The organism is Pararcticibacter amylolyticus (assembly GCF_003130405.1).
Classification (GTDB): Bacteria; Bacteroidota; Bacteroidia; order Sphingobacteriales; family Sphingobacteriaceae; genus Arcticibacter; species Arcticibacter amylolyticus.
This window is the reverse complement of record NZ_QEAS01000007.1, coordinates 177,335-201,906: the sequence shown is the minus strand read 5'-3', so window position 1 is coordinate 201,906 and position 24,572 is coordinate 177,335. Positions and strand designations below refer to the sequence as shown.

The following is a 24,572-nucleotide window of genomic DNA, read 5'->3' as shown; positions in this document are numbered from 1 at the left end:
ATTTAATTCAAGAAGTAATGCAACAATTAAATAAATTTAAGAATGGTGGTCCCAGTACTAAGCTTGGAGCATCTCCTTGTTTTGAAAAGCGTAGGATTACCGGCGCTTATCTTACGAAAATAAAAAGATATCTATTTCTCACGGCACTCCTAGGATTAACCTTAGCTGGCTGTCGCAAGTTCTTAGAAATAGATGCGCCAAAAACAGCGATTACCCAAGCGAATGTTTATCAAAGTGATCAGACGGCATCACAGGTGTTAACGGGAATATATGCTGGTTTGAGTGCTAGTATGCAATCACTTGGAGCTAGTTTTGGCTCGCTTTTCTACGTTTCCGGACTTTCAGCAGATGAATTTACTTTATATGATCAAACTGATGCAGGCATTCAGAGATATTACCAGAATAACCTTAGTTCAAAAGAAAATGAAGGTATATGGGGAAAGTTATATACTGACATCTTTACGTTAAATTCGGCCATAGAAGGACTAAATAGTTCGACTACTATTTCCCCTACTATCAAAAAGCAGTTGCTTGGTGAAGCAAAATTCATGCGTGCTTTTTATTATTTTTATCTAGTAAACTGCTACGGAGATGTCCCTTTGGTATTGGGAACAGATCCAGAGGTTAACAGGTCGTTACCAAGGGTTCCAAAGGCCACCGTATACATGCAAATTGAAAACGATCTTAAAGAAGCGAAGGCGCTTTTAAATGAGGATTTTCTTGACGCTACTTTATTGAAAACCACTAGTGAGCGCGTCAGGCCAACAAAATGGGCAGCAGGGAGTTTGTTAGCGAGGGCATATCTTTATGACTCGAAGTTTAACGCCGCTGAGAAAGAAGCTGATTCAGTAATTAACTCTGGAAGATTTGCTTTGGTTTCGGATCTCAACAAGGTGTTCCTTAAAAATAGTGATGAAACAATTTGGGCACTGCAACAAATATATGCAAACGCCACATTTGGTTATAACACTGCTGAAGGCCGTTTATTCATTTTACCTTCGGAAGGACCTAATGCAGGGGTATCGCCTTCTTACCCGGTGTATTTGAGTGACTACACTATTAATAACTTTGAAGGCGGAGATTTACGAAGAACGAGTTGGATAGATAGCGTGGTAGCAAACGGCACGAAATTCAGATACGCTTATAAATATAAGTCAAGACCTTCCGAAACAGTAGTTAAGGAATATTCCATCGTTTTGCGTTTAGCTGAACAGTATTTGATCCGTGCGGAAGCTAGGGCAAGGCAATCAAATATTCCAGGTGCAGTGGCAGATCTTAATCTGATTCGAGCCAGAGCCCGCTCCGCAACTAGCATACAAACTCCAAATCCGCTTCCTCCGCTTTCAACAAGTTTGAGTGCTCCTCAAGTTTATGTTGCTATTGAACATGAACGTCAATCTGAATTATTTACTGAGTGGGGCCACCGGTGGTTAGACCTTAAGCGTACTCCGGGTTTTACGGATGCCTCCTCCACCAGAGCAGATGAGGTAATGTCCACGGTAACAAGAGCGAAAGGTGGTAATTGGAGCCCTAACTGGAAACTCTATCCAATACCTATCCAGTCGATTAATGCTAACCCCAATCTTGCAAAAGCCCAGAACCCTGGCTATTAATTATTACTTCTCTCCAGATTGTATTTGATCTGGAGAGATAATAGAACTTTCAGATAGATAATATGCAAATTATCCATAATAAGGATGGCTGGGAACGCCATTGGCCTCAGCTTTATAGAAAATTAGATCACTTAATGTTTTCTTATATGTCTGCCTCTCTAATTTTTTGGAGACACTTCATTAAAATATCGTTTCTTATTGCTCTTTCCTCTCTCATTTCTAAGGGACAGGAGCGGGGTTTACGTCAACTAGATCCCGATGCAATAAAAAAATGGAAACAAGTTGTTGGCGGCGTTATCAGTGATGACGGAAAATATGCTGCATTCCATACTACACTTGTAGGCCAGTACTATCCCTTCAATTCAACCATAAAAGCTGTAGATGGAAATTGGAAAATGGAGTTTTCGGAGTTAAGTCGTCTTGAATTTTCCAGCGATTCCAGATTTGCAATTTGCATGCATGAGAATGGAAAACTAAATATTCAAGCATTAGGAACTGAGCAGTTTCATAGTATTAGCGACGTAAAACAATATGAGTTATGGAGTCTGAATGGTAAGCCCTACATATTATATACGTTGAAGAATGGCGGACTTTTCTTTCGTGACCTTAATTTGAGCAGAGAAATGTCGTTTAGTAACATTTACTCTTTCGTGAGCGATCAATTGAACAATAAAATTTATATGGTTCAGCAATCTAGCATTGGATCTGGAATAATCCTTTTTGATGTTATGAGCAAAAGAAAAGAAACACTATATAATTCTACACGAAAAATTGAAAAGGTCATCCTTTGTAGTAAAGGTGATCGGTTTGCGTTTTCTGATGTTGATAACAACTGGTTTTTATATAATTTCCATGATAATAATATAATTGAACTGAATGGGAAAATTAATAACCAACTTTCAGACCTTTCGTTAAAAGATGTTGTTCGTTTTACTGAGAACGGCAAGTTGCTAATTAGGTTGGCTGAACCAATGAAGCAAATTGACTCGTCCGTCAATCAGGTCAAAGTTTTTAGCTATCAGAATCCTTATGCATATAGCGCTACTGATGAGGCTGTAAGAGCTGAAAAATCATATGCTGCACTGTATGATTCCAAAAATAATCTGACAATCAGGATAGAGCATGAGAAAGATAAACTGAAGAATTTGTCTTATGATGGAAGATTTGCTTTGATTGACCATATTGAGGGGTCCGATACTGAATATTTTTGGAATAAAATGGGAGAACATCAGGACTTCATTCTGTCTTTGGAAGATAGAAAGAAAGTGATTTTGAATAATGTGCTGTGGAGTAAAATGTCCCCTGATGGGAAATTTGTTATAGGTCAAAGTGACAGAGGTGGAGATCTTGTTTGTTACGATAATCAAAAGAAAGCCTCTCATAATCTCACTAATGTAATAAATATCCCAGTTCCAGATATTGATTATTTAATTCCGATGAACGCAAAAAGTAAGGGACTTGAATTTTATAATTGGAGCCGGGACGGAAGAGCACTAATTGTTTATGACCGTTACGATATTTGGCAGTTAGATCCTGCAGGTATCATTGCGCCGATCAACCTTACGGGCGGAGCCGGAAGAAACAATAAAATCTGCTTCCGGTTTATTTCAAATGGGCCAGAACTTTTGATTGGCAAAAAGGATCAGTTGATCATTTCAGCGTTCAACCAGAATACAAAGGAAAACGGCTTTTATACTCTAACTATTGGCCAGCCTTCAAGTCTTAAAAAGTTGACAATGGGACCTTATGCATACTATGCGCCAGGTAAAGATATTGGTAACTGGGCAGCACCAATGAAGGCAAAATATGCTAATATATGGCTTGTTCCAAGACAGTCGGAATTGGAATCGCCCAATTTTTTCACCACAAGTGATTTTAAGACATTTAGAAACTTCAGCAATGTCTCCTTTGAAAAGGAATATCAATGGTTTAATACCGAGTTATTTACTTTTACGACCAAAGACGGATTTAAATGCGAAGCGGTACTGTATAAGCCCGGAAATCTTGATAAGAATAAAAAATATCCTGTATTGTTTAATTATTACCAAGCAGGAATGGGTGATCATCTCCATGTTTTCAAATATCCGGGATATACAGATCACGGAATGTATTTTAACTTTCCAATGATGCTCTCTGCGGGGTACATTATCTGCCAAACAGATATTAAGCAAAATAAAATTGGAGAGCCAGCCCAGGCAATTGTAAACTCAGTCGAAGGTGCCGCAGATGAATTGGCAAAAAGAACTTATATAGATAGAAATAGATTTGGTGCCGCAGGAGGAAGCTATGGTGGATATGCTACAAACTGCTTGGCGGCATTGAGTAAGAAATTCAAAGCTTTGGTTAGCGTTTCAGGAGCTTCGGACCTAATTAGTAAATTTTCCGCAATTCCAGGTACAGGTGGAGATCATCTTGAATTGCGTCAGCCTGGCATAGGGATGAGCCTTGGAACTGATCCTGAGCGCTATCTTAGAAACTCACCTATTACTTACACAAAACGTGTCACTACACCTATTTTAATTATCAATACACTGCATGATGGAAACGTTAATGTTCAACAGGGAATAGAATGGTTTGTTTCGCTGAGAAGAGAAGGAAAACTAGCGTGGATGCTTCAATATCAAGAAGATAGTCATGGGGTCGGAGATTTGAATGATCAAAAAGATTTTTATCTGAGGATGAAGCAATTTTTTGATCACTATCTTAAAGGTTCTCCTGCCCCTATATGGATGACGAAGGTAATGGGGGGCAATGACCGCGGTGTGACCTCTGGCTACGAATTTGATTCAAAGGTTCAAACTCCTCAGAGCAGCAATCTCCTGAAACATTAATCCATTCATAAACTCGTAAAAGGAAATTATATGAAATTAATTGCATTAATAGCCATATTCCTGGCAAATGTTACGTTTTCTACAGCTCAACAGCTACAGTTTTCAAAAGCCACAAATTGGGCAGACGTTTTAAAGGATGCCAAAGAAACCGACAAGTTTATCTTTATTGATGGTTACGCTACTTGGTGTACACCTTGTAAGCTAATGGAGGAACATGTCTTTGCCAATTCCGAAGTTGGTAAGTTCATGAATCCAAATTTTATTTCGGTTAAGGTTCAAGTTGATCAGACAGATAAGGACGGTCAGTTTATCAGAAATTGGTACAAGGACGCTGAAATGATCAATAAAAAGTATAGCTTAAGCGTTTTGCCAGCACAGGTTATTCTCTCCCCTGATGGAGAGCTACTTTACAGAAGTTATGGATACGCAGGAGCAGACAAGTTCCTGAATATGGTGAAGTTCGCTACTAAACCCGAAGTTATGCATTTCCGGGATCAGCTTTTTGCCTACCAGATGGGGAATAAGGACTATTTGCGATTACCTGAACTCATCAAGATTGTTTATACTGTGTTACAGGACAACGAACTTGTGGTTAAGATGACCAGGGATTATTTTGATCATTATCTCAACTTACAAAAGGAAAAATCAATCATTCTAACAAAAGAAAACTTTGATATTGCCTTCACATACGCCAGACCTGCTGTCAAATCATCCGATGCCATTTTCAAGGCAATAAGGGAATACGGCGTGGACAAAACAGACAGTCTTTTGGAAAGATCTGCTGGTTGGGCACAGATTCTTATTGTTGCGGTAGTCAAAAGGGAAGAATTAGAGGACAGGTTATGGAAAGATGGGAAGCCACTTAAAAAAGGACCTGATTGGGTGCAATTGGCTAAGATGATTCGAAGTAAATATCCGGAACTAGATGCTGATAAAATTGTGGATGAATATCGACTATGGGGCTTAAACAGGGGACTGACAGGGCCAGATTTGTCTTTTTACGGGCGGGTAGGTAACATAAAAAAGCGGGATGCATATTACAATCGCTTAGTTGAAACATATCTCATTGAAAATACCGCTGACGTTCTTATATATGGCGTGAATAACCTGTGCTGGTTTACATATTTCAATCACGTTATAGAGCCCACATCATTAAAGCTGGCAGTTACTTGGATGGATAAGGCAATTATTAAATTGATGGAAAAGAAAGAGGTTAATTCAGAGGATAAAGCAACATTACTTGATACTAAAGCCGCATTACTTTACAAACTTGGATACAGACACAAAGCGATAGCTATTGAAAATACTGCATTAGAAATGATTAGAAGAGAAAATTTGGAAAATGGACATGAAGCAAATAGGGGCTGCGGTGGGTTTTTGAAGAAAATTGAAAAGATGAAGAACGGCGAAAAATTAAATGAGAACGAGGTAACCTATCCAAAAGATTGGAAGTTGTCGAATTGATTTAAAAAATCAAATTCAGAGCGTACACTCAATGCATAATCTCATTACCTATAAAATGTAAAATACCTCTACTAATTTATTAATAAACACAATCCAAATACAAATGAAATCCTGGATAATATCACTGTGGCTAGTGCTTTTATGCTCAGCCACACATGCTCAATCAATTCACTGGAAAGCAAGATGGCTCCAGGTTGGTTATAATGAAGATACGGTTAATCGTCCTGCCCAGTATTTTAGTAAAGTGTTCAGTTTAAAAGGGGAAATAAAATCGGCGAGCCTGCTGATTACTGCGCATGGTCTATATGACGCTTCGATGAATGACAACAGAGTTGGCGATGACTATTTTACACCAGGCTTTACCGCATATCAAAAACGACTGCAATACCAAAACTATGACGTAACTCACCTACTACGACAGAAAGATAATCATTTGACGGTCACCCTTGCAAGCGGTTGGTACCGCGGACAGATCGATTGGATGGGCAATAAAAATTTCTTTGGTAGCACATTGGCCTTACTTTGTCAGCTCGAGGTCGTATATACCGATGGCCGAAAGGCAACTATTGTTTCAGATGAAAGCTGGAAATGTAGTGAAGGCCCTGTCCGTGCTGCAGAGATCATGAACGGGGAAACCTATGATGCGACTAAGAACCCGGATTTTGACAGGCCGGTTAGAGTTGCAGAGTATGGTTTTGGGAACCTGGTGTTGAATGAAGGAGTGCCGGTGTGCAAACATGAAACCTTTACCCCGAAGCTCATCATTACCCCAAGAGGCGAAGAGGTGCTGGACTTCGGACAGAACCTAGCAGGCTGGGTAATGTTTAAGGCGCATGGACTAAAAGGAGATACCATAAGCTTAGGCCACGGTGAGGTGCTGGATCCGAAAGGAAACTTCTATATGGATAACATGCGATCCGCAAAGACTATTTATAAAGGCATACTATCCGGTGAAGCAGAAGAACACTTTGAACCTCATTTTACCTACTTCGGTTTCAGGTACGTGAGAGTAAGCGGTGTTCGAGGTAGGCTAAACCCGTCGGACTTTACCGCAGTAGCGGTTTATGCTGGTATGAAACCCACTGGTAGTTTTGAATGCTCCGATTCGCTGCTCAATCAGCTTCACCACAACATCGTCTGGGGACAAAAGAGCAATTTCATGGATGTGCCGACGGATTGCCCCCAGCGCGATGAAAAGCTGGGCTGGACAGGTGATGCGCAGGCTTTTTGCCGTACGGCCAGCTTTAACTTTGACGTCAGGACATTTTTTTCCAAATGGCTGAATGACCTGGCCGCAGACCAGCTGCCCAGCGGGATGATACCGCACGTGGTCCCGGATGTAGTCCCGGAACTAAAAGGATCAGCTGGCTGGGGCGATGCGGCTACCATTATTCCATGGACTATGTATGAAGTATATGGAGACAGGGAATTGCTTGCCCGGCAGTATCCTTCGATGAAGGCCTTTGTGGGATATATGCACAGCCAGGCAAAGGACGATCTTTGGAATACAGGCATCCATTATGGCGACTGGCTGAGCTACCGCTCGACGACCAACCGGGAATACACCGCTCATACCGATATGTACCTGATAGCCCAGGCCTTTTATGCCCATTCGACTGAACTATTACTGAAATCCGCGAAAGTACTTGGCAAAACGGATGACATCAGGATCTACTCAGAATTGCTGAATAAAATCAAAGCAGCTTTTTGCGCTGAGTATGTGACGCCTTGGGGCATGGTCTCATCCAATACGCAGACCGCATATACGCTGGCTTTGCAGTTTGACCTATTACCTGAAAATATGCGTGCAGGCGCAGCCAAACGGCTAGTTGACAACATTCGGTTTTATAATGACCATATTACTACTGGCTTTATCGGTACCCCCTACATCTGCCATGTGCTTTCTAGATTCGGTTACTCCGATGTCGCCTACCGCCTGCTGTTGCAGAAGACGTATCCGGGCTGGCTGTACCCGGTCACCAAGGGAGCCACGACAATTTGGGAGCGTTGGGACGGGATCCGTCCGGATGGCAGTCTGCAGAACCCAGAAATGAACAGCTTCAATCATTATGCCTACGGCGCAATCGGTGATTGGATGTACCGGGTGATGGCGGGGATAGACAATGCGCCTGGAGAAATAGGCTATAAAAAAATACGGATCAGGCCTCATCCCGGTGGCGGATTGACTTGGTGTAAGGCGAGTTATGACAGCGTGCAGGGAAAGATCAGTGTAAGCTGGAAGATAAAAGGTGATCAGTTTTTACTGGATGTGGAGATTCCTGAGGGCTGTACCGCTGAGGTCTTTTTGCCGGGTTCGAAACAGCCGCTCTACGTAAAACCTGGTAAACACCACTGGATAAAATAGATGAATAGTTTTTTATGAAAAAGATGAAATATGGGTTTTGCGGAATGTTACTATTTGGTTATTCCCAGACCAGCTTTGGACAGGTTGCCAAACTAATCCAACAACTGTATGAACCGAATGATAAACAGGTAATGGTCGCCGCTCACCGTGGCGACTGGCGGAATGCACCTGAGAACTCACTTCAAGCCTACAAACTCGCAATCGCGGAAGGTGTGGATATTGTCGAACTTGATCTGAAAATGTCGAAAGACAGTGTGTTGGTGATCCTGCACGATCAGACGCTAAACCGGTCGACAACAGGTAAGGGCAAGCCCTCAGATTTTACGCTTGCCGAATTAAAACGGCTAAACCTTCGGGATGGATTGGGCGCGCCTACATCACAACGTATCCCAACACTTGAAGACGTCATGTTACTCACTAAAGGTAAAGTGCTGGTGAACCTGGACCATAGCACGCCTTTCTACAAAGAGGCATTTGCTGTGCTGAAGAAAACAGGAACATTATCACAGGCTTTGTTCAAGAGCGACGAACATTATTCGATACTACACGCCATGTATGGAAGCATATTGGATTCGATTACGTTCATGCCCGTTGTAGAAACTGACTATGGCGGCAATAAGCAGATGATCCTGGATTACCAAAAACACCTGAAGCCTGCAGCGGTTGAGCTAGTCTTTGAACATGATACAATTGACATATTCAAACGCAATGAATTCATCAAAAAAGGCGGTTCCAGAATTTGGGTGAATACTTTATGGGCGAATCTCTGTGGAGGGCACAACGACGATGTGGCATCTGTTGAAGGAAAGCTTGAAGAAAGCTGGGGCTGGCTGATTGCTAGAGGGGTAAATATCATCCAGACGGACAGGCCACATGAACTGATTGCTTACCTGAGAAAACGGAAACTGCATAAATAGACTAATTTGATATTAAATAGTGCACAGTTTTGATGGTGTTCGCCAAGCCCCCTATGGTTCAACAGATTGGACAGCTATGAACGGCTATCAAGGCGAAATTCGGGACATCTTGGTTATTATTCCAACGCCCCAAAGGGCATACCGGGGGGCAAATCAAGAAACTGATTATTGGGATGTCGCGCCATTTATTGTGAAGCTTTTAAATGTTGTTTTGACAATCCTGATAAAATAAGCCGCAGTAAACAATTCTGGCTGGCAGCAAATATAACTTTTAGCACAAACTGGAATTGGATCTGCTGGTGATTAAAAATTCACAAATGAAATTACGTTATGAAAGAGTTTATTAAGAGAATAATAATAACCGTTTTGCCGGTAATGCCATTATTAGCAACGGCCCAGCAATATAAAGTACAACCTCTGCCTATTCAAACCCGTTGGACAAAGGAAGTAGCCCCGGCTAATGCGTTGCCGGAATACCCGCGCCCGCAACTGAAACGAAAGGACTGGCAAAACTTGAATGGGCTGTGGAACTATGCCATTACCAAAAAAGATGTCGCACAGCCTGCTAATTTTCAAGGCCAGATTTTAGTACCCTACCCCATTGAGTCGGCGCTATCCGGCGTTAGGAAAGTACTGCATCCCAACGAAAACCTGTGGTACAAGAGAACATTTACCTACAATGGCAAAGGCAAAACCCTGCTCCATTTCGGCGCGGTAGATTTTGAGGCCACAGTGCTGATTAATGGTAAGGAAGCCGGGAAACATACGGGCGGTTATACAGAGTTTACCTATGATATCACCTCATTACTAAAAAACGGCGAGAATGAGATCGTCGTAAAAGTCTGGGACCCGAGTGATCAGGGTTATGGACCGCATGGTAAACAGGTATTGAACCCTCAGAGCATTTATTACACGCCCACTTCGGGTATCTGGCAGACCGTATGGCTGGAGCGCGTACCCGACATTTACGTGGAGCGACTAACCATTACACCGGATATTGATGAAAAGGTGGTAAATATTGTTGTGCATTCACTTTTAAACGCCGCTGTAACTTTGACCGCTGCCGGAAAGACCGTCGAAGGAAAAACCAACAGCAATATCGTTATCCCGATAACCAACATGCGCCTATGGAGTGTTAGCGACCCTTACCTGTATGATCTGAACGTGAAGCTAGGTTCGGATGAAGTTAAAAGCTATTTTGGTATGCGTAAGATCTCGATCACGAAAGATGAGCAGGGTGTTGACCGTATTGCCCTCAATAATCAGCCCTATTTCAACCTCGGTACTTTAGACCAAGGCTTCTGGCCGGACGGGTTATACACCGCCCCGACCGATGCCGCCCTGAAATTTGATATCGAAGCAATCAAAGCGATGGGTTTTAACACCATCCGCAAGCATATTAAGATCGAGCCCGCCCGCTGGTATTATTATGCGGATAAGCTGGGTATGCTCGTATGGCAAGACTTTGTGAACCCGAACCAGGGCTTACCGGAAGGTGCCAAACCTGCGTTTGAAAAGCAGGCAGCGGAAGAGCTGGTGCAACTGCATAACAACCCGAGTATTATTTGCTGGGTACTGTTCAACGAAAAATGGGGCCAGTACGATCAGCAGCGGCTAACCGAATGGGTAAAGAAAACAGATCCTTCGCGTATTGTCAATGGTCATACAGGTGAGTTGTTATATGTGAATGAACAACTGCGTTCTCCTTCACCAAATACATATGTGTCTGCGGATATGACGGATGTGCATGCTTATCCTGATCCGATGATGCCGATCAAGCAGCCCGGAAAAGCACAGGTGGTGGGTGAGTTTGGCGGGATCGGTGTTTTTATCCCTGATCATCAGTGGCTGACCGGTTCGGCTTGGGGCTACATCCAGGAAAAACCTGCGGCCCTAGCCGGGAAATACCGAATTATGAACCAGCATTTACAACTGCTGAAAAAGGAAGGCTTATCGGGTTCGATTTATACCCAGCCTTTTGATGTGGAAGGCGAGCAAAATGGTCTGATGACCTATGACCGGGAAGTGGTCAAGGTGCCATTTTCGGAATTACGAAAAATTCACAGCCAACTGAACCCGGATGCCAATACCAATGTGCCGGTTGTTACCGCGAAAGATGCTGACCTGACTGAACCGGCACAGGTATATGCCGATGCTATTCAGCAATATATCAATGGTAAACACGACGCGGCTTTCCTGAAACGGTTAACGATGCTGGCGGGACAGACCAATGACCTGGCCGGTAAGGCGCGATTTGGCAATGATTACCTCGCCACGCTTAAAGCGCCTTACAGTGTGGAAGACATTGTTTTTATCGACGGTATGACGAAAAAGGTAAGCGATAAAGGGTTTGCTTCATTATTGGCACGGGCAAAGACGGACCGCACGGCCTATGTGAAAGCCATGAATACCATCTTTACAGATGTCATCCAGCCATATGTACCAACACCGGACGCAAAACCGAATTGGAACGAAGTAGAAAGCAAGATCAAAGATTTCGGTTCGCCGGGTGAGGAAATCTATTTAAGGGCTAAGGTCATTCATACGTACAATCAGCAGGATTGGAACACTTATAAACCCGCAGCGAAAGCTTACCTTGATAAGTATAGCACCAATATCAAAGAGAATGAAAAGGCGATGTTTCAAAAAGCGATACAGGAGCATTGATGATGAGTAAAAAGCTTTTATCGCTATTAGCTGTAATGCTTTGCGCCACGAGGCTCATTGCAGCGGAATACCATGTCGCCAAAAATGGCAGCAACGCCAATCCCGGTACGAAGAGTACACCGTTCTTGACGATTAACCACGCTGCGGCGCTTGCCCGGCCCGGCGATGTCGTGACGGTACACGCCGGAACCTACCGGGAATGGGTTGCGCCAGCTTTTTCAGGTACGGATGCAGACCACCGGATCACGTTCCGGGCTGCACCTGGAGAGCTGGTGGAGATCAAAGGATCGGAAGTAGTTAGGGATTGGGCATCGCTTGGTAACGGTGTATGGGAAAAGCGATTACCGGATCGATTTTTTGGCGAATACAATCCATATAATGATATCATTTTTGGCGATTGGTTCTTTCCGAAAGAAATGCAGCTGCATACCGGTGAAGTATACCTGAACGGAAAAGCACTGGAGGAAAGGTTAAACGTCAGGGATGAAAACTCGTGGAGCTGCAGGTATTCAGGTGACAGTACGGTCATACAGGCCAACTTCGGCAACACCAATCCCAATAATGCTTTGGTGGAGATCAATGTGCGCCCGGCTTGCTTTTATCCGCAAAAAACAGGCGTAAATTACATTACCGTCCGGGGTTTTCATTTATCCCAGGCCGCAACGCAGTGGGCGCCACCCACGGCAGAGCAAGTTGGCTTGATCGGAACGAACTGGAGCAAGGGCTGGGTGATCGAGGACAATGTGATCTCGGACAGCAAATGCGTAGGCATCACTCTGGGAAAAGATCGGGCTTCGGGCCAAAATGTCTGGTCTGCGGACATGTCGAAAGACGGGTCGGTGGTTTATAACGAAATGATTATTCGGGTGATCGCTGGCGGATGGAATAAAGGGAACATCGGCTCGCACCTGGTACGGAACAATAAGATCTATAATTGTGGTGCAGCGGGCATATGCGGCAGTTTCGGAGCGGCTTATTCACGGATACTGAACAACGTTATACATGACATCTACAAAAGACGCAATTTCTATGGGGCAGAAATGGCGGGTATGAAGTTTCATGGTGCCATTGATATAGAGATTTCCGGTAACCGGGTGCATGGTGCTTTTGTCGGCCTATGGCTCGACTGGATGGCACAGGGGACTTTGGTAAAAAAGAACGTGTTTTATGACAATGATTATGTGGACTTTTTTCCGGAGGTCAATCATGGCCGCTACACGGTGATCGGTAACCAATTTTTATCCGGCTTTTCGCTTCGCGACTGGTCTGAGAATGGCATTTACCGGAAAAATACGTTTGCAGGTATGCTATCACGTGCGCCCCAGGAACGGGTTACCCCGGTTTTTAAAGACCATACCACTGAACTGCTTGCCGTTAAACCCATTTTGGGTGGCGCTAACCAGTTTTATAAAAATAATTTTAAAGAAGGCGATGGCAAAGCTATGCAGCCAAAAATGCACCAGATGGATACAATGGATGCCCTCCGGGGATATGGCCTTGCGATCTATCAAGAATCGGCGATACCAATCATTGCAAAGGGGAACAAGTATTTAAAAGGTGGACTAAAAAACGACTGACAACGATTACAAGTGAAGTAAGAAATGAGATGGCAATGAAGGTTTGGTCTTAAGCACGTTTGTTCTTTATAAGATTAGTTAATAGTTAGTAGTAGTAGAGGCGTCACCGGTGCGGGTGGCGCTTTCTTGGCTTTGAGTTTTCGCTTCCAAGAGAATTTGATTTTAATAATTTACCTATGATAAATATCCAATGATCAGAAAAGCTTACCCAGCCGATAAGACGGCGGTTTCAGAAATATTGTCGCGGGCATTTGCCGATAACTTGAGTGTTTTATACATCGCCGGTAATGGAGAGGACAGCAAGCAAAAGATCAAATGGTTGATGGACTATGCATTTGAGGTTTGTTATCGTTATGGTGAAGTGCTGGTTACCGAAGACTTCAAAGGTTGTGCGTTGATCCTTTATCCTGAACTTAAAAAAACCGATTTTACTTCTCTTACGCTTGATCTTTCGCTGATCTGGAATTGCGTAGGCATCATGGGTATCGGGAAAGTGCTGTCGCGCGAGGGTAAGATCAAAGCAATGCAGTTGCCGGGCAAAAGTGCCTACCTTTGGTTTATTGGGGTTGATCCGGCTTTTCAGCGCAATGGATTGGGAACGTTATTGATGGACAAAGTGGTCGAGATCAGCGAGGCAGCCGGTCGATTCGTGATGCTGGAAACTTCTACGGAGCGCAATCTGCCCTGGTATATCCGTTCGGGGTTCTCGGTTTATGGCACGATCGATCTTGGCTACCTTTTATATTTCCTTAACCGGCCAACTGAACTTCAACCGTAAACATAAACCTATCTACTTGTATGTTTGCTTTTGGAGAAATGCACGGCGTTACGTTAGTGATCGTCGTGATTGAATGTTGTTTTCTTTTTTATCAGGTGACGCACTATTTGGCCTGGCCGGATGACAAGTCGCGGTTCTGGTATCTGGTGTTGCTGGCCTTGCTGATCTTCTATAATGTGACCGGTGGTTTTTTTCCCGATCCCAATATTCGCTGGCTGCCGGTTATGACGCAGAATATCATTGCCTATGGCGGCGGGTTTTTAATGGCTTCTTATTTTCCCTTTTTTTTCTTCAAGGGATTTGGGGTTTCCTCCCTACGCTGGCATGCGTTGGTGGGTGTACCGCTGTTTTTATTGTTACCTTATGTGACCGCGTTCCTGGTCGTTTATCCGCTGACCGCTGATCTGGAAAAGGCGATTACGTGGGGAATGCCGGTGCCGTTTCTGTATTCAATCGTTTTAATATGGGTAATTCTGGTGGCGGTCCGTAGAATGTTCGATGAAGAAAAACAGGATGGCCAGTACAATACGAAGCTGGAAATGATGTTGGTGTACTGCTCTGTTGCACCGTGGGTGTTGATGAGTGTTTTTTCATGGCTGCACGTCACACAATGGGTCGAAGTTCTGGTCACCAACCTGGGCTTTTTGTTTACCACTTTTATTTTCATTTCCCGCTCAATACGTGCGGAGCGTTTGGATAAAGAACGGTTATTGGAATTGCAAAACAAGGTGCCTTTCTCACAGGCTTTTGAGCGGAATATCTTATTGTACCGGTTTACCGAACGCGAACTCGAAGTGGTGCGCCTGATTCGCCAGGGTTATTCGCGGGCGGAGATCGCCGATATGCTCTGTATTTCCATCGGTACTTTGGGTAAGCACATTCAGTTTATCCACGAAAAAGCAGAAGTTTCGACCCGACAGCAACTGATGGCCAAATTGGAGATGCCCTGACCGAGGGCGTCTGATACTTATCGTTTTTTTATTTTGTTTTAAAGCGGCTTTTCCGGAATGCGGAGGGCCGTTTTTGTATTTACGGATGCTTTTGCGTAGCAGAAATAGTGGTTTTGCGTAGATGATTTTTCTTGAAGAGGCGCACATTTGGGGCATTCGCATAAGTTGTGATCTGCTCCAATAGTGATTTTTTTAAAATGAGAATGCCTATGAAAAAAGTGTACGTTTTCCGTGCGGTGTGCAAGTAGATACCAGTAAACAGGTGCCGTACGGGTTCATTTAATCATACCTATATGAGGAAGAAAACCCTTAAAGTTGCCTTTCGTGAATTATGTGCGGAAGTAAGATCCATTACCGCTAATGACGGGCTGACCCTGGTGGAAAAATTTAACCAGGCCATGTCGCTGATCTCCGAGTTCCTGGCCTTTGCCCGAAGTGAAAAAACAGCGATGGCCTTCAAAGACAAATTTGATGAGATCTATTTTTTCAAATTTGAAAAGCCCGAATACTATGCGCAAAAAATATTCCTGGCCTGTTGGTTTGGCTTGATGAACGGCAAACCGTCAGGTACAGAACAAATGCTCCGCGATTACTGGCTAGAGGAACTTAAATTCATATCCCGCTTTTTCAAGCAACATGCTTTTCACTACGGGTATTACCGGTCAGGTTTTACCGAAATGGATGAGATCCTTTTCCTGCGCGGCGCAGAGGTACAGCCGGTCTTCATCCCCGAAGTACCGGAACTCGATCCCGGCTTTTCTACGGCTGGGGATTATCTATTTGCAAAGTTTATCGCCTACGAGCTATTACAGGAATTTATCCTGGAACAATTAAAGGAGCTGGATCGACCGGCTCCGGTTCTAGCTGTTTCTGCAGGAGCTTCACTAAAAACTTTTCGATGGACGGGCGATTCGATCAACTTGGTCGAATTGGGTTATGCGCTCTACCTGACCAAACAGCTGAACGATGGCAAGGCCGGGTTAACGGAGATTTTTCGCTGGCTGGAAGAAGCCTTTGGACTGGAAATCGGTATACCCGCCAACCGTTTGCGCGAGATCAAGAACCGCAAACGGCTCAGCAAGCTCAAATACCTGGATTCGATGCAGGAAATGCTGATGGAATACATCGATAAAAGTGTTTCCATGCCCGAATAGTAAAAGCCGTATAGTATTGTAAATCTGTGGCTTATTATTTATTTATAGCTACTAGAGATAAAGGTTTTTGCAGGTTCCTAAACTTTGTCATCGTCAAGCCTGCCGTAATGGAGCGGCAGGTTAAAAACAATATTTTATGCTATTCAACAATTTTTCATGGCAGGAATTTTTGCTTGCCGCAGCGGTATTGAGCCTGGTCTGGTACGCCGGTGTATGGCTCCTGTTCTATCGCAAAAAAACACCAGCCACAGACGTGCCCCTGCCGCACGGCTGGCAGGATGAAGTGGATGTGCTGGAAAACGTGCCTAAAGACGACCTGATGGGCAAACGGGCTTTGGAACGAGGGGTAAGTGTGGTTGATGCCGGAGATTTTTCTTTCGGATTACCTGAACAGTCAAGGCTTGGCGTGTTGCCGGACGTGCAGGAAGAAATCAAATCGGCCTGCCGTGAGATCGAACGCGACCTGGGCGGCAAGGAGGAATTCTATGCACTTTTCCGTTCGATAAGGGATCGATACCCGATACCGGAGGCTTCGCGTGAACTGCTAAATGATTTTATCCGCGAACATGTACCGTTCTTTTTGTCCGAAGAGGAACTGGAAAGTCTTTGGCTGTAACGCTGTTTTTTAGTAGAACAAGTATTGATCTGCTTTTCCTTACCGCAGGTAACGGCGGCATGAATGGCTGCCCATTAGAGGAAATCAAATCAATAGGTATGAAAAAAAACTTTGAAAAACAACCAGAGCGCAAAAGACTGATCGCTAAAGGATTATTGCTAACCATGACGCTTTGCGTCTATAACCTGCTGTGCAGTATCCCGTTACTGGCCCAGGATGGTTCGGCAGGTGCGCCCAGATAGGGCTGCTTAGTAAATGTTTCTTTGGCAAGAAACTGGATTAGTGTTCTTTAAAAATCCATCATCACCGACTTATCCGTGAGGGAAACCAATACCGGGGAAAACAGCATGTCGGTAAAGCCATGAGTCAGCCAGTTATCAGGCTGCGACTGAATGGGGAGATGAAAAGACAAATACGAGGATAAGGTTCATACTAACCAAATGATAGCCCGAGTGGCCCCAACCGTGTCTATGACGTAAGATAACTAAACTCGTCATACTGTAATAGTCTCTTTTAGCCCGGCGTGATTAGAGACCATAGAACAAATTACAGCACAACTGCAATAAGCAGGAAAAGGCGGAAGTCATATCCGACAATTTGTCGAGCCATAGTTACTAAGCAGTTAACTGGGGATTACCTAAGTCGGAATGCCGCTGGCGCGGCTATGAGAGCAGTTTCTGAAAATCCGATATGGTAACGGAGCTTCCGTAGTAGTCTGAGCAGGGTAACGCCCTGTACATGGCGAAGGGAAGCAGCTAATATCTTTTAATACTAATAAAGGAAAATGTGTGAGACATTATGAGAAGTCCGCAAAAAGTATTGAACAGTCTAACAAAACACAGTATGGTTTCAAGCTACCGGTTTGAAAAGCTATACAGGATTCTTTTTAATCCGGAAATGTACCATGTAGCCTACCAGCGCATTTATGCGAAACCCGGCAACATGACACCCGGCTCAGACGGCAGTACTGTCGATGGGATGAGCTTGGAACGGATTGAAAAACTGATGGGTACCATTCGTGATGAATCGTACCAGCCATGCCCGGCAAGACGGACATACATCCCAAAGAAAAATGGGAAGAAACGTCCATTGGGCATACCAGCATTCGATGATAAGTTGGTGCAGGAGATAGTAAGAATGATACTGGAAGCCATCTACGAAGGGCAATTTGAACATTGCTCTCACGGTTTCCGTCCCAAACGAAGCTGTCATACCGCATTAATGCAAATCAAAACGACCTACAGAGGGGTCAAATGGTTCGTTGAAGGCGATATCAAAGGATTCTTTGATAACATCCAACATGAGGTGCTTATCAATATCCTGCGGGAACGCATTGCAGACGACCGATTTATCCGACTGATAAGGAAGTTCCTGAACGCAGGTTATGTTGAAGATTGGGTCTTTCATAAAACGTACAGCGGGACACCGCAAGGTGGGATAATCAGCCCTATACTGGCTAATATCTATCTCGATAAACTGGACAAATACATGAAAGAATATGCCCAAACATTCGATAAAGGCGAATCAAGGAAACAAACCCCTGAAAGCTCAAAAATCGGTACGATGAAAATCAGACTGGTAAACAAATTGAAAATCACAAGTGATGAGAACGAAAGAAAAGAACTCATCAGCCAAATAAGGCTAATAGAACGTGAAAGAGTAATGATACCCTACGGTCAAGATATGGACAGCAATTACAGACGACTGAAATACGTCAGGTACGCTGATGACTTTTTAGTGGGAATAATCGGTGATAAAGAAGATTGCAAACGCATAAAGGAAGACATCAAAACCTTTCTGCATGATACGTTGCAATTGGAACTCTCGGAAGAGAAAACGCTGATTACCCACTCGGAAAACGCAGCGAGATTCCTTTCATACGATGTTAATGTAAAGAAATCCAACCTAACCAAAAGGGATAATAAATCAGGACGGTTAGAACGCATCTATAACAAACGGGTAGTACTGAAAATGCCGGAAGATAAGATGAAGGAAAAGCTGATGTACTATGGCGCTGTAGAATTCAAACACTACGACAGTCAGCAACATTGGAAACCAAAATCGAGGCCATGGCTGCTTAATAAAGATGACTTAGAAATCATCAGCCAGTACAACTCTGAAATCATAGGCTTCTACAACTACTACTCTATTGCCTTAAATGCTGGTGCGATTAACTCTTTCCACTACTTCATGGAATACAGCATGTACAAAACCTATGGTCGAAAATACAGGCTGTTCACCGGGCAAGTACTGGATAAGTTCAAAATCAACGGAGAGTTCACCATTAGATATACGGACAAAAAAGGCCGTAACAGGATGAGAATATTCTACAATCGTGGTTTTCAAAAACGTGATGAAGCATTGACCGCACGGGTTGACGAGTTCCCGAAATATACGGGGAGACACGCACATACCAGCATGATAGATAGGCTAAACGCCCGTTCATGCGAACTATGTGGTGTGACAGATGTGCCCTTACAAATGCACCATGTCAGGAAAATCAGTGACCTCAAAGAACGCCCCAAGAAAGAGGCGTGGGAAATCAAAATGATTGGTCGTGCAAGGAAAACGATGGCGGTATGCGTACCCTGTCACAAAAAGATTCATCATGGAAGTTAGACTGCGGATATTAGTGGAAAGCCGTATACCTGGAGACAGGTACGTACGGTTTGGAGGAGATGACACGAAAACCTACTGTAGAAATACAACAAGGCGTCGAGGAATTATCCTACGTATTCAGGAGGCGACCAGTAAGGTGACCAGTTACTTTGAAGCCGGGTGCAACCTGATGTATGCCATTGGTGCGGTATTGGGCCTGATCGGTGCGATTAAGGTGTATTCCAAGTGGAATAGCGGGGAGCCGGATACCAACAAGGTTGCCGCGGCATGGTTCGGGAGCTGTGTGTTCCTAGTGGTGGTGGCCACGGTGCTGAAATCTTTCTTTGGCATCTAACAATTTTTAAAACTGACCGGTTCGGGCGGGTGCCCTGCTGAACAAGAATGCTATCGGCTTCGCCTGTACCGGTCTTTAATCTATTTTTTATGAGTACAATATATCAGATCAATAAGGGCATCAATAAGCCCATCGTTTTTAAAGGTTTGCAGGGGCAATACATTGCCTGGCTTGCAGGCGGACTGGTCGCTTTGCTGGTCAGTTTTGCCATCCTTTACGTGATCGGTATGCCGATATACGTCCTGTTACCGCTGATCTTCGGTTTGGGTAGTGTCTTGTTCTGGTTGGTAGCCCGTATGTCCAAACGCTTCGGCGTGCATGGACTGGAGAAGTATTTTGCCAAGCGTGGCTTGCCGCGTTATATCAGTTTCCGTTCCCGTCGGTTGTTCACTAGGCTAAAGGTACATACAACCGACCCGTCATTAATCAGGAGGACTGGCCTATGATCGGTATGGAAAATATTTTGCCAATCTGGAAGGTCGAAAACGGGTCTATGGTTTCCATGCAAGGGGACTTAACGATCGGTTTCAAAGTGACCCTGCCCGAGACAGGCACGCTGTCCGCTGATCAGTTCGAGGCATTGCACCTGGCTTTTGTGAAAGCGGTACGGGTATTGCCGCCCGGTAGTATCCTGCAAAAGATAGATTGGTTCCTTCGTGGCAAGGTGCAGGCCGATTTCAGTAAGCAGGCATTTGGTGACCATGAAGTGTTGTCCCGTGCATCGGAACGACATTTCAATGAGCGGCCTTATTTGGAACATGAATGTTTTATCTTTTTAACCCAACAACCTGCAAACCGCAGGGCATCATCGTCTTCTTATTCCGGCATATTGCGGAAATCCGTAGCACCGGTACAGGTAAAGGATGAGCGCCGTTACAAAACCTTTTTATCTGCCTGTGGGCAGTTTGAACGGATACTGCTTGATAGTGGGTTGCTCGGGTTGCAGCGATTGACAGACGATGAACTCGCCGGGACAGCTGGCGAGGCCGGTATTTTAGAACGGTATTGCTTTTTGCTCGGTAGGCACAAACAGCCTATGATCAGGGACGTACATATCAGGGATGGTATTCGTATCGGCGATAAACAGATCGAACTTTATGCATTATCTGATGCGGAGGATCTGCCCGCTTTTTGTGGCAGCCGTATCAATTACGATAGGTATTCTACCGACAAGACCAAATTCAGTGTCGGTTTCGCTTCGCCGTTGGGACAGCTGCTGGACTGTAATCATATCTACTGCCAATACCTGTTTATCGGCGACGGCCAGAAGACGATTAAAGAACTGGAAGCCAAAAAATTGCGGCTGCAATCGCTTTCTGCCTACTCGCGGGAAAATGCGATATCGCGGGATGCCTGCAACGACTTTTTGAATGAAGCCATTACCACGCAAAAGCTGCCCGTCAAGGCACATTTCAACGTGCTATGTTGGGCGGACAATATCGAGGACACGGCAGAACTGAAGAACAAAGTAGGTTCGGCAATGGCGGCAATGGATGCGGTCTGCAAACAGGAAACCGATGGCGCGGCACAAATTTGGTTTGCGGGCATCCCCGGCAATGCAGGGGATTTCCCGATGGGCGATACTTTTGACACGTTTGCAGAACAGGCCTGTTGTTTCCTGAACATGGAAACCAATTACCGCAGTTCCTTATCTCCTTTTGGTATTCGACTGGCCGAACGCAATTCGGGCTATCCGGTGCATGTGGACATTTCGGACGAACCCATGAAACGGGGCTGGACAACCAATCGGAACAAATTTATTATCGGCCCTTCCGGTTCCGGTAAGAGTTTTTTTACCAATCACCTGGTGAGAAGCTATTACGAGCAAGGTGCACATCTGGTCATCGTCGATGTGGGGCACAGTTATAAGGGCTTGTGTGATCTGGTGGAGGGTTATTATTTTACCTATTCGGAAGAAAACCCAATCCGTTTCAATCCTTTCTATATCACCGAAGGCGATGTGCTGGATACCGAAAAAAAGGAAAGCATCAAAACCCTGCTCATTACCCTCTGGAAAAAGGACGATGAGAAATTTACCCGCTCGGAATATGTGGCGATCAGTAATTCACTGACCTTATACTACGCTTATCTGGACAAGCACCCTGAAATATTTCCCTGCTTTAATTCTTTCTACGATTTCCTGATGCAGGAATACTTACAGGTATTGGAAGATGGAAAAGTCCAGACGCGCCATTTCGATGTCGAGAATTTTCTCTATGTGCTGAACCCTTATTATAAGGGTGGAGAGTTCGACTACCTGCTGAATGCCACGGAAAACCTTGACCTCCTACAACAGCGACTGGTGATTTTTGAAATTGACCAGTGTAAAGACCATCCCATATTATTTCCGGTCTTGACCATCATCATTATGGAGATGTTTATCTCCAAGATGCGTAAGCTGAAGGGTATCCGTAAAGTCTTGCTTTTGGAAGAAGCCTGGAAGAGCATTGCCAAAGAGAGCATGGGCGGGTACATTCAATATTTGTTTAAAACCGTCCGTAAGTTCTTTGGGGAGGCGGTCGTGGTCACGCAGGAGATCGAAGACATTATCAGCTCGCCCATTGTCAAAAAGGCCATTATCGGTAGTGCCGACTGTAAAATCCTGCTGGATCAGAGCAAGTACCAGAACAAGTTTGACGAGGTACAGGCCATGCTCGGTTTCAGCGAAACGGAAAAAACGCAGATCCTTTCCATGAACAAAGCCAACGATCCCAAACTGAAGTACAAAGAGGTTTTTATATCGCTCGGCACCAGCCATTCCAAGGTTTACCGCACAGAGGTTTCGCTCGAAGAATATTTGGTATACACCACCGAAGAAAGGGAGAAAATGAAAGTTCAGGAATACGCCGCCAAGTACGGCGACATATCCCGTGGGGTCGCCGCACTGGCGGCCCAGCTCCGTAACGGAGACGAAGCATTGTAAACAGATTTATTCACTAAAACCAATTGATTATGTGGAGTTCAACATTGAAAACAGACAGTTCACTAAAGTGGTGTGCTGTTTTTATTATCCTTTTTGGCTTGGCCATGAGCTTATTCGGTGGTTGCCAGCGCCATCCGCAGGTTGCCTTCAGCGGTACCTATGTGAACCAGGCCAAAAGCGAGTTCAGTATCGCCAGCGATACCCTGGCAGTAGAAAAGATACAGGAAGAAAACTATATCATCCGCCGGAAGACCGGCATTAGAATGCTCAATGAAAGCGGTAAGCCCGGGAAACTGATCCTGGAATCTGAAGAATGGAAAGCGATCTACGATCCTGAACAAAAGGTCATGACCGGACAGCAAAAAGGCAGGTTGATCCGCTTTAGTGCGGATGGCCTGCTGTTAGAGAACAGCCTTTACAGGCGCATCCCCTGACCCTATTATCTAAGTATGAAAACATTAAAAAAAGTATTAAAAACTTATATGGTCGTGCTGTCGCTCAGCGGCACGACCGTGCTGGTCGCTCTGCCAACCGGTGCCAATGCGCAACTGATCATTGCCGAGGTCATTAAGGCCGGTATCAAAAAAGTGATCAAGGCCATTGACCTGAAGGTACAGCGCCTGCAAAACCAGACCATCTGGTTGCAGAACGCGCAAAAGGTGGTTGAAAATCAGTTGTCCAAATTCAAGCTGACGGAAATATCCGACTGGACGGAAAGGCAAAAGAAACTTTATAGCGGGTATTATGAGGAACTGCAAAAGGTGAAAGCCGTGATCAGCACCTACCAGCGTATCAAAGACCTGACCGGTACACAGGCCGAGATCGTCAGGGAATATCAGTGGGCAGCCAGTCTTTTCCGCAGGGATAAGCACTTTTCAGCAGATGAACTGTCGCATATCGAAGAGGTGTACAAAGGGATTTTAGAGGAGAGCCTAAAAAACCTGGATCAGATCTTTATCGTCATCAACTCCTTTAGAACGCAGATGTCCGATGCCAAACGCCTGGAGCTGATCGATGAGGCTTGGGGCAAAATGGAGCAGAATTATGCCGACCTCAAACAGTTCAACCAGCAGAACATTACGCTGTCCATACAGCGTGCCCGTTCTGAACTGGAAGTAAAAACCTTAAAGCATGTGTATGAAATCAATTAAAATTATTCCGGTTTGCTGCTTGTTGTTATTGGCATCTCTCAGCCTTCAGGCACAGACCTTTGCCGAATGGTGGAGCCAAAAGAAAACGCAGAAGAAATACCTGATCGAGCAGATCGCCGCTTTGCAGGTGTATCTAGGTTATGCGAAGAAGGGCTATGAAATTGCGGGAACGGGTTTATCTACGATCCGCGATATCACTAACGGCGAATTTAAGCTACATGAACTATTTATTACGGAGCTAAAAAAGGTATCGCCAGCTATCCGAAATGATGTACGAATCGCAGAGATCATCTCCATGCAGTTGGATATACTTAAAACATTCAATGGTTTGGCCAGCGGGTTTAGCGGCGAACATCTTGAATATGTGCTGGATGTCAAGGCGGGCGTAATCAACGAGTGCCTTAACGACCTGGAACAGTTGTATTTGGTCATCACTTCGGGAAAAGCAGAAATGACCGATGATGAACGGATCAAACGGTTGAACCAGATTTTTGACGCTATGCAGGACAAATCAGCTTTTACGCAGGATTTTTATAATAAGGCCGATCTGTTTTTGCGATTGCAGGAAGCCGAAAAAAGGTCGACCAGCCAGTTAAGGAGGTATCATGAATAG

General features: G+C 44.6%; 19 protein-coding genes. All 19 read left to right on the top strand.

Features of this window, described 5'->3' with window-relative positions; translation table 11 throughout:
* Positions 1 to 17: 17 nt before the first annotated feature.
* The 19 genes from DDR33_RS10210 to DDR33_RS10115 all read left to right on the top strand — a co-directional run bounded on the left by DDR33_RS10210 (position 18) and on the right by DDR33_RS10115 (position 24,572).
* A complete protein-coding gene (locus tag DDR33_RS10210) occupies positions 18 to 1,613 on the top strand; it encodes a RagB/SusD family nutrient uptake outer membrane protein (RefSeq protein WP_109415678.1) in 1,596 nt (531 codons plus the stop codon).
* Between the two features lie 62 nt (positions 1,614 to 1,675).
* Positions 1,676 to 4,444: an alpha/beta hydrolase family protein gene (locus tag DDR33_RS10205; RefSeq protein WP_109415677.1), complete on the top strand. Its 2,769-nt coding sequence runs from the start codon at positions 1,676 to 1,678 to the stop codon at positions 4,442 to 4,444.
* A 30-nt stretch (positions 4,445 to 4,474) separates the two neighbouring features.
* Positions 4,475 to 5,908, top strand: a complete 1,434-nt coding sequence (locus DDR33_RS10200; protein WP_109415676.1) for a thioredoxin family protein — start codon at positions 4,475 to 4,477, stop codon at positions 5,906 to 5,908.
* Positions 5,909 to 6,011: 103 nt separating this feature from the next.
* Complete coding sequence (locus DDR33_RS10195; protein ID WP_109415675.1) at positions 6,012 to 8,273, top strand: family 78 glycoside hydrolase catalytic domain; 2,262 nt, start codon at positions 6,012 to 6,014, stop codon at positions 8,271 to 8,273.
* A gap of 14 nt (positions 8,274 to 8,287) precedes the next feature.
* Positions 8,288 to 9,190 (top strand): glycerophosphodiester phosphodiesterase family protein, encoded by a 903-nt coding sequence (locus DDR33_RS10190; RefSeq protein WP_202913709.1) that lies wholly within the window; start codon positions 8,288 to 8,290, stop codon positions 9,188 to 9,190.
* Positions 9,191 to 9,520: 330 nt separating this feature from the next.
* Positions 9,521 to 11,857: a glycoside hydrolase family 2 protein gene (locus DDR33_RS10180; RefSeq protein WP_109415672.1), complete on the top strand. Its 2,337-nt coding sequence runs from the start codon at positions 9,521 to 9,523 to the stop codon at positions 11,855 to 11,857.
* On the top strand, positions 11,857 to 13,434 hold the full coding sequence (locus DDR33_RS10175; protein WP_109415671.1) for a right-handed parallel beta-helix repeat-containing protein: 1,578 nt from the start codon (positions 11,857 to 11,859) through the stop codon (positions 13,432 to 13,434). The genes DDR33_RS10180 and DDR33_RS10175 overlap by 1 nt, the downstream gene beginning before the upstream one ends.
* A 190-nt stretch (positions 13,435 to 13,624) precedes the next feature.
* Positions 13,625 to 14,212 (top strand): GNAT family N-acetyltransferase, encoded by a 588-nt coding sequence (locus DDR33_RS10170; RefSeq protein WP_109415670.1) that lies wholly within the window; start codon positions 13,625 to 13,627, stop codon positions 14,210 to 14,212.
* A gap of 20 nt (positions 14,213 to 14,232) precedes the next feature.
* On the top strand, positions 14,233 to 15,162 hold the full coding sequence (locus DDR33_RS10165) for a helix-turn-helix transcriptional regulator (protein ID WP_109415669.1): 930 nt from the start codon (positions 14,233 to 14,235) through the stop codon (positions 15,160 to 15,162).
* Positions 15,163 to 15,539: 377 nt separating this feature from the next.
* Positions 15,540 to 16,316, top strand: coding sequence for an RteC domain-containing protein (locus tag DDR33_RS10160; protein ID WP_158280700.1), 777 nt, complete (start codon positions 15,540 to 15,542; stop codon positions 16,314 to 16,316).
* 136 nt (positions 16,317 to 16,452) lie between these two features.
* Positions 16,453 to 16,932 (top strand): hypothetical protein, encoded by a 480-nt coding sequence (locus DDR33_RS10155; protein ID WP_109415667.1) that lies wholly within the window; start codon positions 16,453 to 16,455, stop codon positions 16,930 to 16,932.
* Positions 16,923 to 17,174 carry a hypothetical protein gene (locus DDR33_RS10150; RefSeq protein WP_109415666.1) on the top strand — a complete coding sequence of 84 codons (252 nt, stop codon included), beginning with the start codon at positions 16,923 to 16,925 and terminating at the stop codon, positions 17,172 to 17,174. The genes DDR33_RS10155 and DDR33_RS10150 overlap by 10 nt, the downstream gene beginning before the upstream one ends.
* 601 nt (positions 17,175 to 17,775) lie before the next feature.
* Positions 17,776 to 19,551 (top strand): reverse transcriptase/maturase family protein, encoded by a 1,776-nt coding sequence (locus DDR33_RS10145; protein WP_238387750.1) that lies wholly within the window; start codon positions 17,776 to 17,778, stop codon positions 19,549 to 19,551.
* Positions 19,541 to 19,885 (top strand): DUF4134 domain-containing protein, encoded by a 345-nt coding sequence (locus DDR33_RS10140; protein ID WP_109415664.1) that lies wholly within the window; start codon positions 19,541 to 19,543, stop codon positions 19,883 to 19,885. The genes DDR33_RS10145 and DDR33_RS10140 overlap by 11 nt, the downstream gene beginning before the upstream one ends.
* A gap of 89 nt (positions 19,886 to 19,974) precedes the next feature.
* A complete protein-coding gene (locus DDR33_RS10135; protein ID WP_109415663.1) occupies positions 19,975 to 20,331 on the top strand; it encodes a DUF4133 domain-containing protein in 357 nt (118 codons plus the stop codon).
* Positions 20,328 to 22,808: a TraG family conjugative transposon ATPase gene (locus DDR33_RS10130; RefSeq protein ID WP_109415662.1), complete on the top strand. Its 2,481-nt coding sequence runs from the start codon at positions 20,328 to 20,330 to the stop codon at positions 22,806 to 22,808. Before DDR33_RS10135 ends, DDR33_RS10130 begins: the two co-directional genes overlap by 4 nt.
* A 29-nt stretch (positions 22,809 to 22,837) precedes the next feature.
* Positions 22,838 to 23,242 (top strand): hypothetical protein, encoded by a 405-nt coding sequence (locus DDR33_RS10125; protein WP_109415661.1) that lies wholly within the window; start codon positions 22,838 to 22,840, stop codon positions 23,240 to 23,242.
* Between the two features lie 15 nt (positions 23,243 to 23,257).
* Positions 23,258 to 23,959, top strand: a complete 702-nt coding sequence (locus tag DDR33_RS10120; RefSeq protein WP_109415660.1) for a conjugal transfer protein TraI — start codon at positions 23,258 to 23,260, stop codon at positions 23,957 to 23,959.
* Positions 23,946 to 24,572 carry a hypothetical protein gene (locus DDR33_RS10115; RefSeq protein WP_146198740.1) on the top strand — a complete coding sequence of 209 codons (627 nt, stop codon included), beginning with the start codon at positions 23,946 to 23,948 and terminating at the stop codon, positions 24,570 to 24,572. Before DDR33_RS10120 ends, DDR33_RS10115 begins: the two co-directional genes overlap by 14 nt.

Bases quoted from the DNA above. Each gene is read 5' to 3' on its own strand.
- DDR33_RS10210 (WP_109415678.1), top strand. From the start codon at position 18: ATGCAACAATTAAATAAATTTAAGAATGGTGGTCCCAGTACTAAGCTT.
- DDR33_RS10205 (WP_109415677.1), top strand. From the start codon at position 1,676: ATGCAAATTATCCATAATAAGGATGGCTGGGAACGCCATTGGCCTCAG.
- DDR33_RS10200 (WP_109415676.1), top strand. From the start codon at position 4,475: ATGAAATTAATTGCATTAATAGCCATATTCCTGGCAAATGTTACGTTT.
- DDR33_RS10195 (WP_109415675.1), top strand. From the start codon at position 6,012: ATGAAATCCTGGATAATATCACTGTGGCTAGTGCTTTTATGCTCAGCC.
- DDR33_RS10190 (WP_202913709.1), top strand. From the start codon at position 8,288: ATGAAAAAGATGAAATATGGGTTTTGCGGAATGTTACTATTTGGTTAT.
- DDR33_RS10180 (WP_109415672.1), top strand. From the start codon at position 9,521: ATGAAAGAGTTTATTAAGAGAATAATAATAACCGTTTTGCCGGTAATG.
- DDR33_RS10175 (WP_109415671.1), top strand. From the start codon at position 11,857: ATGATGAGTAAAAAGCTTTTATCGCTATTAGCTGTAATGCTTTGCGCC.
- DDR33_RS10170 (WP_109415670.1), top strand. From the start codon at position 13,625: ATGATCAGAAAAGCTTACCCAGCCGATAAGACGGCGGTTTCAGAAATA.
- DDR33_RS10165 (WP_109415669.1), top strand. From the start codon at position 14,233: ATGTTTGCTTTTGGAGAAATGCACGGCGTTACGTTAGTGATCGTCGTG.
- DDR33_RS10155 (WP_109415667.1), top strand. From the start codon at position 16,453: ATGCTATTCAACAATTTTTCATGGCAGGAATTTTTGCTTGCCGCAGCG.
- DDR33_RS10145 (WP_238387750.1), top strand. From the start codon at position 17,776: ATGGTTTCAAGCTACCGGTTTGAAAAGCTATACAGGATTCTTTTTAAT.
- DDR33_RS10140 (WP_109415664.1), top strand. From the start codon at position 19,541: ATGGAAGTTAGACTGCGGATATTAGTGGAAAGCCGTATACCTGGAGAC.
- DDR33_RS10135 (WP_109415663.1), top strand. From the start codon at position 19,975: ATGAGTACAATATATCAGATCAATAAGGGCATCAATAAGCCCATCGTT.
- DDR33_RS10130 (WP_109415662.1), top strand. From the start codon at position 20,328: ATGATCGGTATGGAAAATATTTTGCCAATCTGGAAGGTCGAAAACGGG.
- DDR33_RS10125 (WP_109415661.1), top strand. From the start codon at position 22,838: ATGTGGAGTTCAACATTGAAAACAGACAGTTCACTAAAGTGGTGTGCT.
- DDR33_RS10120 (WP_109415660.1), top strand. From the start codon at position 23,258: ATGAAAACATTAAAAAAAGTATTAAAAACTTATATGGTCGTGCTGTCG.
- DDR33_RS10115 (WP_146198740.1), top strand. From the start codon at position 23,946: ATGAAATCAATTAAAATTATTCCGGTTTGCTGCTTGTTGTTATTGGCA.